This window comes from Lacihabitans lacunae (assembly GCF_042649125.1).
Lineage (GTDB): Bacteria > Bacteroidota > Bacteroidia > Cytophagales > Spirosomataceae > Leadbetterella > Leadbetterella lacunae.
In genome coordinates, this window is record NZ_JBHRYQ010000002.1 from 35,216 (window position 1) to 48,260 (window position 13,045).

Below are 13,045 nucleotides of genomic sequence, written 5' to 3' on the forward strand. Positions count from 1 at the left end.
TTAGTTTGAAAATTATAAATTTTAAAAAATGATGCTGTTTTTGAAACGCTACATTTCGTTTATTTTGACATTTTACTTGTTAAATACCCACGCCTTAGCCATGAATCCATCTAATGTTATAAAGATAGATTTAGCATTGGAGGGTAGCTATACCCGCCTTTTAGCAGGGCAAACTAGCTTTACTGTAAAACTAAAAAATCAAGGGGGAATCTTAGCCAATAACATAAAAATTAAAGATATCTTACCCCCAAATTTTCAAATCCAAAACGTAAATGTATCGAAAGGATTATATTCAGTAGTAAAAAATACCATTATTTGGGAAATTAGTACCATAGAGGCTACTCAACCTGAACATAGCATTACAATCACCGGTACATTGTCTGCCGCCTCCAACTTCGCTTACAATCAAGCTGAAATCACCCAAGTATCAGAAGAAGATATAGACAGTACACCAAACAACCAAAACCCTTGTGAAGACGACATAAGTTTTACGACTATAGGGGAGCGTATAGACAGATGCCCAACTTTCGGTTCTCCCATTCATGTTACTGCCATTCAAGGTTTTACTACATACACATGGTACAAAAATGGTCAGAGCATAACAGGGGCTAACACAAAAGAATTTACCATAAATAGCGATGGAAATTATACATTCAAAGCCACTTTTTCAAGTTCCGATAAATCCTGTACGTATTTGTCATTAGATTCTGTACAAGTAACTACCATTCCGCCCACCGAATTTCAAACTCAAGTCATTCCGCCTAGCTGTGGATTGGCCAATGGTTCCATAACCTTTACTATCACCAAAGGGATTGAACCCATCCTATTAAGCAAAGACAGCTTAACATTCACCACAGAAAATTCGTTTCAAAATCTTGCCGCAGGAGAACAAACCATATTTCTAAAAGATGCTAAATCTTGTATCACTAAAAAAACTATAGACCTAAAATCTGCTACTACCAATATTTTAGTCACAAGTACTATTCTTTGCGATACATCTGAAACAGCTTTACTCACATTAAGTGTTTCGGGTGGCCAAGCACCTTACCAGTTTAACGACGGCTCGGGGTTTGCATCTCAAAATGTATTCCAAAAAACCACTGGCACACATAATTTTGAAATTAAAGATGCTCTTGGATGCAGGAGCACTTACAGCACCCTTGTAAATTGCCAAAAAATTTGTAAAGACACAACATTTAGCTTTTGTGCAGATGCATCAATAAAGCAAGAGGTAGAAATACCAACAGGATATAAGGATCTTGAGTGGTATAAAAACGACACTTTGATAATAGGGGCGGTAAATCAAAAACTTACAATCGAGGAAGTAGGAAAATACACTTTTAAATCAAGAAAACAAAATGAAAACAGCACGGCAATAAAAACAAGTGGCTGTATATATAACGTAGTGAAAACAGCCCCTATAGATTTTGAAATAGCTATACGTAATGTGCAATGCCCAGGGACCGAAAAGGGCAGTATAAAAATAAATAACCCTACTGGGCTTGCTCCGTTTTTGTTTCGTATAAATAATGACGCATACAAATCTAATTCGGATTTTAATGCCCTAGAGTCTGGAGCTTATACGCTTACTGTACGAGATTCTGGAGGTTGTGAAAAAAAACGCCTTAACCAAATAGTAGACATAGATAAACCCACAGCACCAAAAATTGTTACTGACAAGCACCAAATATGCTATACAGATAAAGCTACACTTACCGCTACAGGATGTGAGGGAGGTGAAATTCTTTGGTCTAATAATGAATCGAATCAAAGAGTCATAAAAGTTGGCCAAGGAGGATATGCGGCAAAATGTATCTATACATGCGGAGAAAGTTTATTTTCTGACTCTATTCATATTGAATTAACTAACGAAAAAACACCAATCATTTCGGTTGCAAGGTCTATTTCTTGCAATGGAGAAAAGGTAAAACTGACCGCTTCGGGTTGTAACTCGAGCATAATATGGAATACAAATGAAAACACAAGCACCATAGAAGTTAATACATCTGGTACCTACACCGTTACTTGCCTAAACACTTGCGAAAACACTCAAGAGAGCATTACAATCCAAATCAATGTTTTACCTGAACCCGTTGCCCCAATTATTAAAACAAATACCCTAATACTATCCGCGAATGAAAAAGCCACTTTGTCTGCAAGTGCTTGTAATGTAGGCGGCATTAAATGGAATACCGGAGATACACTAAGTATTATAAAAGTAGGGGCAGGGAGCTACTACGCCTGGTGTGCAAATCAATGCAAAGAAAGCAAAAAATCAAATCAAATAGAAATACAGGCAGAAAAAGTAGAGACCCCTCCAACAGTAAGTAGTTCAAAAAACAATGTCTGCGGTGATGATACCCTAATATTAGTTGCCACTGGGTGCAACGGAAATGTGGTGGTTTGGTCTAACGGAGAAAAAGGAGAAAAAATCACAGTTAAACCCTTATTTTCTACCACTTACTCGGCGGTTTGCTTAAATAGCGATAGCACATTCAGTCTGACATCAAATCAACTTGTTATTGAAGTAAAAAGGCCACAAACACCAATCTTGTCATGCGTTAAAAATCGAATTTGCGAAGGCGACCTTGTACAAATTATTGCAGAAAATTGCATAGGAGAGGTGGTTTGGTCTACGGGCCAAAAAGGAGCTACCATCGCTTTACAACCTAAAGTAAACACAGCATATACCGCTGTTTGTCTTCAAGGAACATGTAAAAGCCAAACCTCAGATACCTTATGTATAGAAGTGGGCTCGCCTAACCCGCCATTTATATATTGCAATAAAAACACGTTATGCATAGGAGATACCCTCACATTAGTAGCTAAAGATTGCCCTCAGAAGGTAGTTTGGTCAAATGGAAAAGAAGGAAGCTCAATAAGTATAAAAGCTAATAAAGCCGGAGAGTTTTCCTATACCGCAACTTGTAACGCTGAAGCCGGAAATTGTACGAGTGATATATCAAACACCATAAAAATTACAGTTGGAGAGGCACCTATTGCTCCAAATATAAGCCCAACTTTAAAAAACATTTGCCCATTTAAAACAGTCGACTTAAATAGGGCCATAGTTGGGGCTCCTACAGTTAGCACTAGCCGTTTCGAGTTTCATACATCAAGTATGCCCAGCAGCCCCCTGGTAGGCTCCCTAAGCACCGTTACTTCAGGAAGCTATTACTTGTTTGAAAAGACCAAAGAAGGATGCTTTAGTGCTGCATCCAAAGTAAACGTGAGTTTAGATTCTTGCAAAACTGCAGTGGATATCAAGCTAACAAAAACTGCGGATACCAATCGTGTTGCTCTGGGTGAATACGTAACCTACCATATTTTAGTTGAAAACCTAGGAGAGACTACCGCCACCAATGTCATTATTAGGGACACCCTACCGGCCGGCTTAGAGATATACCTCATCAGTCCCGATGCAACTTACGCCAACAAAACCGTATATGCTCTAATTCCCGTTTTAAAATACAAAGAATCCAAAATCATAACTTTTCAAGCAAAGGTTATGGCCCCAGGCAAAATAACCAATACAGCGAGCCTATGGATGGTAGACCAGCCTGATAGCAAAATACAAAACAACTCAAGCTCCTTTACCATAAATGACGAAATACCGCTTTCAATAATAGGCCTTAGTAAAGAATTAATTTCAGTAAAAGAGATAGAAAACAATATTTTTGATTTGCTCTTTAAATTTAAAATTGCGAATACCGGAAATCAAAAAATCTCAAACCTACAGCTGGTAGACCAGCTCGATGTTACGTTTGATACTGCTGTTAATATCCTGGGTAGCACCACAGCAGCCTTCACAAATTCTCCATTAACCCTTAATCCAAATTTTACTGGCAAAGCACCTCATATAAATTTACTAATTGACTCCCTAAGCAGCCTAAATAGAGGTGATACCGCAAGTATTCTTCTAAAAGTACGCATAGACCTGAGCAATACAGAAAATAGCTTATTTTTCAATACTGCCAAAGTATTTAGTACTTCAGATGACAACGTTTATGATTATTCTACGGAAGGAAATAACCCTGACCCTGATAACAATGGTAACCCTAAAGACAACACCGCACCAACCAAAATAGAAATAAATAGAAGTCAAGCATTTAGTGGTATCGCTACTGCTTTGTCTATTGTTGATACTGCTCGTATTGACGATTACACATTTAGAGTAGACTATATGGTTTTAGTAAAAAATAGAACCCCCGATATTCTTCAAAAAATAAACATTATAGATAGCCTCCAAGCTTTTTTCCCCGCTGGAGTGGAATTTTCAGTAGTATACCCACCCTTGGTTTCTAAATCTAGCTCTTTAGTACCCAATGTAAGCTTTGATGGGAAACATAATGTAGACATAACTACAGCTGCCTCATTTATAAAACCAGAAAAAATAGATACCGTTTTTTTTGCAGTAATTATCAAACATAAAAATATAAAGGGGCCCTACAATAACCAAGTAATAGCTACCGCTCAAAATGTTGAAAACATAATGTTTTCTGACCGATCAAATGATGGTGCTCAGATTATAGTATTCAAAAATGACACCACTTCGTTTTTTATTCCGATTGAACAAATCTATCTAGGAGATTTACTCATAGTTCCAGAGGGCTTTTCTCCCAACAATGACGGCAAAAATGATACTTTCAAAATTCAGCTACTAGCAGATGCCCAACTCGAATATATCAACTTGTTTAACCGATGGGGAGCAAAAGTTTTTAGCTCAGAAGGAAATAATATTGACATGCAAATACAAGGATGGGGTGGGGAAGCTAATACCGGTATAGGAATCACCCCCAATTCTGGTGTTCCCGATGGAACATACTATTATGAAATTAAACTAAAAGGCATTAATGCCCTTAAACTGGGTTTTATCACGATTGCTAGATAAATGTAATGAAAAATAAGTATCTTTCTTTTGGGACTATAATGACTGCATTAAGCTTATTTTTAAATGTATCCATTTCTGCTCAAAATATTTGTTCTAACAGTTCCTTCGAACAAGGAGGTTTTAACCCAAACTTAAACGAAATATGTGGAACACAAGCGTTAATTGTAACCAATACCAGCACGGCTACAAACATTAAATACGTTTATGATTATCAAGGCGAAACTTTAGAAAGTGCATTAGACAGTGCATCGACACAAGTAAATCACACCTACCCTTTGCTTTACCAACCTAAAATGTACACAATCGCACAAATTGGACAAAAAAACGGCAAGGTAAGTGTAGCATGCAAAAACGTAATTGTAAGACCTAACAATACCCCACTGCATAGTTATTTCATCTGCCAATCTACCGTAGAATTCAATATTCCACTAAGCCCTATAAACGATTTTGATAGATATGTCATAGAGTTCGGTTCAGGAGTTCCCCCCATATTTGTTTCCAAATCCCAGCTACCTTTCTCTGTTCAAAAAACATTTAATTTACCTCAAACTTATAAAATTACAGGCCTATATACCGACCCCAGCAAAAACTGCTTACTAAATTACGGATTCCAAACTATCCCGCTTAATAATCCCAATACTGAACTACCTTTTACCCCTCAAATCTCTAAAGTAGAGTTATTAACACTAAAAAACGTCAAAATAGACTATACCGGCCCTTTTGTCGCTGACCCTCAGTTTAGTTTATTTAGATATGAAAAAGACCAATACCCTGCCGCAAATGAAATTAAAGCAGGCATTCAGACAGGTTCATACACATTTGATATCCCGGATTCTACAAAATCTTATTGCTTTTTTGTAAAAAGAAATTCTACATGCGGCGGTCAAATCATAGAATCGCCAGAAATATGTACGACCCCGATAGTATCCTTAAATTTTAACCCTCAAAACTCGAAAACCGAAATCTCTTGGATTGCGTATCAAAAAACACTAAAAGGAAGGACCCTCCCCCCACCAAATTTAAATCCCCAAAATAATATCTCATTTAAGCAAACATTCATCATTGACAAGCCCATTATACCCAATCAGAAAGGAGAAATAAGCTGGGCTACAAACACCTATACACACGGCCCACTTGATTGCACTACCCAATACACCTATCAAGTTTACCAAGATATCACTGGCTCTACCAACTTTACAAAATTTAAAGGCAAAAGCATATCTAATAAAGTAAATTTTGACCCACAAAAATTAATACCACCACCACCCACCACATTTTGGGTAAATACTGATAATTATAATCAAATCCATTATAAAGAAGACTTAAACACATGGCCTATTGAACAAAAAAATTGGTATTTATTTAAACTTCAAGACACGGAATTCAAAATATTAGATAGCTCTTCGACAAAAAATACCTTTTTAACCGATTTTACCACACCACAAAAACAAGAAACCTATAAAATCGCATTTAGAGACAAATGTGGAAGACTTTCACAACTATCAGAGAAAATAAACACTATATTTCTTAGCATTAATGACCTTGCAGAACTCCGATGGTCTCTTGAGTCACCATTTGGAAATAGCACAATATCAGGATATGACCTAATATTTATTAGCAATGGCACCGAAACTAAAATACAAAGCTTCCCAAAAGAAATAACCAATGGCACACTTGACCTAAACACTTTCTCATCAGATGGAAAACTAAAACTCGTAGCCACCCCTTCCAATAACAATTACCCAATAGCGGCATCTAACACTATAGATTTAAAAATTCCCCTTAAAATATTTATACCCACTGCTTTTACACCTAACAACGACGGCATCAATGACCTATTAGAAATAAAAACCTTAAAAAGTAAAATAAAAACTTTTGAAATGAAAATTTATAATCGGTTCGGACAAGAAATTTTAAAAATAGATAATGTCGAATATAAATGGGATGGAAAAATAAACTCAACTGCAACACCATCCGGCAATTACCCTTACACTATTACCATCACCACATCAGACAACTCAATCAAAAGATTTGGAGGAAGCATATATTTATTAAAACATTAAAACTACTGATTTTCGTACCAATATATGTACTAATATTCGCACTTTATCTACTTAAACAAGCCTTGCGTTGGACAATGAAATAGTGGAATAACTTTATTTGCATATATTGGAAGATTAGCTAATATTAACAAAATAAAGAAACAATGGATAAAAAACCCGAAAAAAAAAAATACATCGCACCTAAATTGATAATATTAGGAGATGTTAAAAAATTAACTTTAAAAACAGGTTCTACAACCGACTTTGGTGATCAAGGCTTCGTTTAAAAGTATAAAAATTACTACATTAAATAAAACACTATGTATACAAGATTTTTACAAAATTTATACACTACACTAACTAGCTTTTCTTTGCTCTTAGCAATAACAAATACATCGTTAGCACAAGGAAATGTCTATGTAGCTTCAGGATCCGAATTTACTAATTTTGGAACCATTGATTTGTCTACCCCACCAAACAGCTGGTCTACCTTTAGGGGGGCTACACCCGGATATTTTTCTGCAGTAGGCACAGCCATTTATCAGAATCCAACTGATGCCGGTAATGTAAATGGCTACGTAAAACACTATGCGAATGCAGTAAACCAAAGTTTTAATTTCCCGGTAGGCACTGGTGCAGATTATAGAGGCTTAAGCATAAGCGGTACCAGGCTTGCTACTTCTCAGATAGCAGTAGCATGGATATTAGGTAATCCGAGTTCAACAGATGATCCAACTGCTCCAAATACAGGCTTCCATGCTGTTACATCAGTAGATGCAGGTATACAGGCGGTTAGTCCTGTTGGGCAATGGGACTGGCAAGACCTAACTAACGATGCCACAGGGCTCACTGTAACAGTAAGTATACCCGACATGAGTGCTTTTGGACCTGCCGCAGACCTAAGACTCGTAGGCTGGGATGGCACCAAATGGATAAATCTATCATCAACAGGAGCTTCTGGAAATACCGAAAACAGCACTCTATCAGGAACTATTGTTAGTGGTATCACTGCTCTAGCCATAGGAAAGGTGTCATCTGGACCTGTAGATTATACACCTACAGTAGATATCGATGGTCTTTCATTCAATGCATCGGGTTTTGGTAGAGATTTTGTCGTAAATATTTATGAAATTTTAGGTGGTACCAATTCTACTCCAATTACATTTAGAATATCAAAAGTAGGAGCCTTTACAATTACTTATCCTACTTCTAGCGGTACTTCACAAGTTTATGGTGGTACATTGAATAACAACTCGAATTGGACGATTACTGAAAATTCTTCATTTATTACTTGTACCTTAAAAAGTGGTGTTACTGTTCCTGCTAATGGACAAAGTACTGTAGGATTTAATGCTCAAAGAAAAAGCAGTGTTGCTGCTGGAACTACCCAAAATATTTCAATTACCATTTTAGATAATTCAGGAGGCGACTCACAATTATCAAATAATGTTTCTGTTACATCAATAACTGCCAATTAAGTATGAAAAATTTATTTTTATTTTTATTTATTTCTGTCATAACATTGCTCAGGGTTAATAATGTTTACGCTCAGGAAATGTCAATAAATCTTACCAATTTAATTCCTACGGTTAAACTGAATGAAACTAGAGGCGAGATAACAGTAAGCATTTGTAATGTTTCTGGTGGGTCGACTAACCTTCCAATAGGTAAGGCACGCCCATTAATTTCTTTTCCTCCCAATACGAGTTCTGTTGTACTAAAAAGTGTTACTCCGGCTGGAGGTATGATTGAATTCAGTAATAATGGTACTGATATTAGACTTACGAATGCAGCAGCTTTGGCTCCAGCAGAATGTTTTGAAGTTGTTTTAGGTTATACAGGGTCTTCATTGGGTGAAGGTGGTGTTGTAACAGGTACTTTGGCTTGGAATGGGCCACCGCCAGTAGGTGAAACTAACACTGGTAATAATAATTCTGTAACAACCATAAATGTTAGAGAGGCTGCAGCTCCAGTAACCCTCACTTCGTTTACTGTAGATGAATTCACGAACGGTAATTTGCTAGATTGGAAAATCAAAGACGAATCAGGTTTTAGCCATTTCAGTGTCCGAAAAAGTACCAATCTAAGTGAGTTTTGGGAAATCGGGACAGTTAAAGGAGGTAACAAAAACGGCAAGTTCGATTTTTTAGATAAAAACTTTAATGAAGGCATTAATTACTATCAATTGAAAATGATAGATTTAGATGGTACTTACAAATTATCAAAAATTATTTCTATCGAAAACAGAGGAGAATTTGGCTCAAGCACGGTATTTCCCAATCCTTCACCAAATAGAGTGTTTAAACTAAAAAATTCAGAAGAGTTTGATGAAATAAATCTAATGACCAACGAAGGCACTAGGTTGCCGGTAGAAGTTAGAAAAATAGACGGCACATATGAAATAAAGGTTTCTGAATCATATTCAGCAGGATCATATTTTTTACAATTTGTCAATAGTTCGAGAGTAATCAGAAGAAAAGTTGTATTGCTTTAAATCTCCGTAACCCAAACTATAAATAATAATAAGAGGATTCGTAAAATACGAGTCCTCTTTTGTGCTTAAAATATAAGGGACTATATTACTTGAACCAAAAGTTCCGCCTTAGTTAGGTCTTGAATTACAATTTCAATATCTTTTCTACAGGTATCATCGTCAACATCAAAATTATCCTGTACCTGTTCTACTATCTCCTCAAATTGTAAAGGAGATATTTTTAATAAATCCCAGATAAAAGTACCGACCTCGTTCATAGTATAATATATTCCTTTATTGAGTTGAAGAATAATGTTTTCCTCCTGTAAAGTAGAAGAAATTTGCTGTTCGCTTAATGCATATTTTGTTTCCATTATTTTATATGTTTTTATAGTAAAGTTACCTTTTTTATTTTTTTTATCGCCCTTTTTTATTTTTTTCATGAAAAATTTATATTTCTTTCTTTATATTGTTTTTTGTTCAAATCTTCTTTTTGGACAGTCAAATAAGCTAACATGGCTTACAAAAAACCAAAAATATCTAAAAATAGAGATTAACAAAACCGGAGCATACGTACTTAAAGTAGAAGAAATAGCGAAAGTACTCCCTGAAATTTATGCAGCTAAAAATAATCAGTTACAAATTTATCATCAAGGAAAAAACATTGCTTTTGATATTTCTACCAAAACGGATGCTTTTCAAGACGGCGACCAAATTTTTTTCTATGGAATAAAAAACGACGGTAGAAATGAAGATGAGTTCTATAGACCTGCCTCAGTCCAACCTAATAGTTTGTATAGCCTATTCTCAGATAAATCGGTGTATTACTTAACTATTGCCCCAAATGAAAATACTCATAAAAGTATTCCGTCAGAAAATTCCAGTTTTGATGGAAAGTTTAGTGCCACTCAGTATTATCAGAAATATCAAAATACAGAAGTGTTTTCCAGTGATTTTACATTTAATTCTGTAACTGGGCCTATTCCGTATATCCAACATTCATACTATGAAAAAGGAGAAGGTTTTACGGGCTCACTAAAAAAGGAAAATATAACCTATGAACTTCCGCTTAATTTAAGCAGTATAATTTCTCCAGAAGTAGAAGTAGAAATTCAATTAAATGGGCGAGATAACAATTACAACAAAAAAATAAATATTGCTTTTGAGAAATTAGACACAACCATAACTATCCAAGAGTTTTCACCTATAACTTTAAAATTTAAACAATTCTTAAATAATTTAAGTACTGCAACCCTTTACCTAAAAGGCTATGGCGGATCTTATTCTATAAATTACATTAAGACTTCATATTTGAAAAAGAATATTTTGAATGGGAAAGACGGGTTTATCTATATTAAAGGTCTAAATATTGGAAAATTACAAGTCGAAAACCCAAACAATATCACCTACAGACTTTGGAATATCACAGACCCTTTTAACATTAGCGAAGCTACCCAAGCTGATTCTCAAACTTTTAATATTTTATCTAAAACAATTTCTGACAAATACTATTATTTTTCTGAATATGAATCCCCTTTAAAAATCACTTTATTTGAACCGCAAATAGATAATTTTAATAATTCTGCCAATTTTTTAATTATTAGCTCAAAACAGTTAGCCACTTCTGCAAAAGCATATGCAGATTTTCGTTCGTCAACAGAGGGTGGGGGATATACAGTAGAAACAACCTATGTAGAGGATTTATATGACCTATTTAACTATGGAGTAAAAAATCCACTTGCCATAAAAAACTACTTAAAGTATAAACTAGAAGATAGTAAGCCAACATATTTACTTTTATTGGGTAAGGCTTTTAGTGCTTACACGGGTAGAAACTCTCTTGTTGATTTGGTACCCTCATTTGGTTATCCGGCTTCAGATGTTTTATTAAGCTCCGGTATTACCACCGATATTGACGTTCCAGCATTGGCAACCGGTAGAATTCCAGCTACAAATAATGAAGAAGTTTTACTTTATTTAGAAAAACTGAAACAGAAACTAGAGCTGCCAAAAGAAATACAGCAAAAAAACATAATCCACCTAAGTGGAGGCGAGAGTTTTGCACAAATTGACACTTGGGCCGGTTATATGACAGACTTAGCTGACATTGCCAATCAAAGTAATTTTGGTGTTCATATTTTATCGAAGAAAAAACAAATTTTAGACCCAAAAGAACCCGCAAATATCGCTCAAAATTTAAATGATGGTACTTCTTTGGTTAGTTTTTTTGGACATTCAGGTTATCAAATCGTTGATCTCAACATTGACTTTGTTTCAAACCCATTGTTAGGATATGACAATAAGAGATATCCCGTTTTGTATTTTAATGGTTGTGCTTTTAATAATTACTTTAGAGAGATTCCTACTTTATCCCAAAACTGGCTATTCACAGCGGGCAAGGGAGCTATTGCTACCATCGGACAATCGTATTATGGATATCCAAGTTCTTTATTAAAGCATGCAGAAGTCTTTTACGATGTTATTTTTAATTCTGACGTAGAACCATCGATAGGAGAGGCTATGAAATTGACTGCAGAGCGAGTAATAAAACTACCAAATAAATCTGATTTAGATATTTTAAACAATGACCAAACGCTTATTTTTGGGGATCCAGCCATAAAAATATTCGGATATATAAAACCAGATTTAAAAATAAACAATGCACGTTTTCTAGAGAATGACTCCACAAAACTTTTAGTTAATATCTCTAATTTAGGAAGATATAAGGTTGGAGCTGACTTAACATTGAGAGTTATTAAGAAGAATAGCTTTTTACAAGATACTTTAATAGTTTCAATTCCTTTTACTAAATATCAAGATAGCCTCACGGTTCCAATAAATGTATCCACTTTTTTGTCTGAAATTGACATTAAAGTAGACCCTAACAATACTATCCAAGAAGAAAACGAAAATAATAATGAGCTAATTATTCGTTTTGGAGAGCCCGTAGTTATTGGAGACGACATAAAACCTTCTTTATTAGTACTTTTCGAAAACCAAAATCCGTACGATAAAATGCCAATCCCTTTAAACCCGACACTTGCTATTAACCTAATTGATGACAAAAGCCTTCCCAATACTAATAATCCTACACAATATTTTACAATCTACATTAAGTCTTGTGATTCATGCGACTATACACTAGTCCCAATAGAAAACTATTTGTTTACGCTTACAAGTATATCAGACAAAAACCTTCAATTACTTCTAAGCTTTAAGAATCTTACGCCTGGATCTTATGAAATGGTTATCATCGGTAAGGATAAGGCTGGAAATAGTACTAGAGAAAAACCTTACTTATTAAATTTTGAGGTTATGGTCATTACAAGCACGGTTGAAAACATCCCTCAAACCCTAAAAGTATATCCCAATCCATCTTCAAATTGCGTAAATTTTAAAGGTAACTTTGATGAACATTCAAACCTGCAGTTTTTTATCTTTTCTATAGATGGCAAAATCGTTGGCAGCTGGGAAAAAGAAGCAAACGCAACTAATGCATTCTATACTTGGTGTGATGGAAAACCAGGTAGTTATTTCTACAAAATATTAGAAACTAGTGATCATGATAGAAAAAAAATATATTCAGGAAAAATTCAGATTATCAAATAGCAATAATAATAACTGAAAAATAGGTCTGAG

General features: G+C 35.1%; 7 protein-coding genes. 6 read left to right on the forward strand and 1 reads right to left on the reverse strand.

What is annotated here, in order from left to right; translation table 11 throughout:
* Positions 1-40 precede the first annotated feature (40 nt).
* From ACFOOI_RS21640 to ACFOOI_RS21660, 5 genes are all read left to right on the forward strand, one after another.
* Positions 41-4,891 (forward strand): T9SS type B sorting domain-containing protein, encoded by a 4,851-nt coding sequence (locus tag ACFOOI_RS21640; protein WP_379840268.1) that lies wholly within the window; start codon positions 41-43, stop codon positions 4,889-4,891.
* Positions 4,892-4,896: 5 nt separating this feature from the next.
* Positions 4,897-6,954, forward strand: coding sequence for a T9SS type B sorting domain-containing protein (locus ACFOOI_RS21645; protein ID WP_379840269.1), 2,058 nt, complete (start codon positions 4,897-4,899; stop codon positions 6,952-6,954).
* A gap of 143 nt (positions 6,955-7,097) precedes the next feature.
* Positions 7,098-7,220 carry a lasso RiPP family leader peptide-containing protein gene (locus tag ACFOOI_RS21650; protein WP_379840270.1) on the forward strand — a complete coding sequence of 41 codons (123 nt, stop codon included), beginning with the start codon at positions 7,098-7,100 and terminating at the stop codon, positions 7,218-7,220.
* Positions 7,221-7,253: 33 nt separating this feature from the next.
* Complete coding sequence (locus ACFOOI_RS21655; protein WP_379840271.1) at positions 7,254-8,411, forward strand: hypothetical protein; 1,158 nt, start codon at positions 7,254-7,256, stop codon at positions 8,409-8,411.
* A gap of 2 nt (positions 8,412-8,413) precedes the next feature.
* Complete coding sequence (locus ACFOOI_RS21660) at positions 8,414-9,427, forward strand: T9SS type A sorting domain-containing protein (RefSeq protein ID WP_379840272.1); 1,014 nt, start codon at positions 8,414-8,416, stop codon at positions 9,425-9,427.
* Between the two features lie 80 nt (positions 9,428-9,507).
* Here the strand turns inward: ACFOOI_RS21660 and ACFOOI_RS21665 are convergent, their stop codons facing one another.
* A complete protein-coding gene (locus ACFOOI_RS21665) occupies positions 9,508-9,849 on the reverse strand; it encodes a PqqD family protein (RefSeq protein WP_379840274.1) in 342 nt (113 codons plus the stop codon).
* Between ACFOOI_RS21665 and porU2 the strand changes: the two genes are divergently transcribed.
* A complete protein-coding gene (porU2, locus tag ACFOOI_RS21670; protein WP_379840275.1) occupies positions 9,848-13,015 on the forward strand; it encodes a putative type IX secretion system sortase PorU2 in 3,168 nt (1,055 codons plus the stop codon). The two genes, ACFOOI_RS21665 and porU2, sit on opposite strands and share 2 nt — an antisense overlap.
* Positions 13,016-13,045 lie beyond the last annotated feature (30 nt).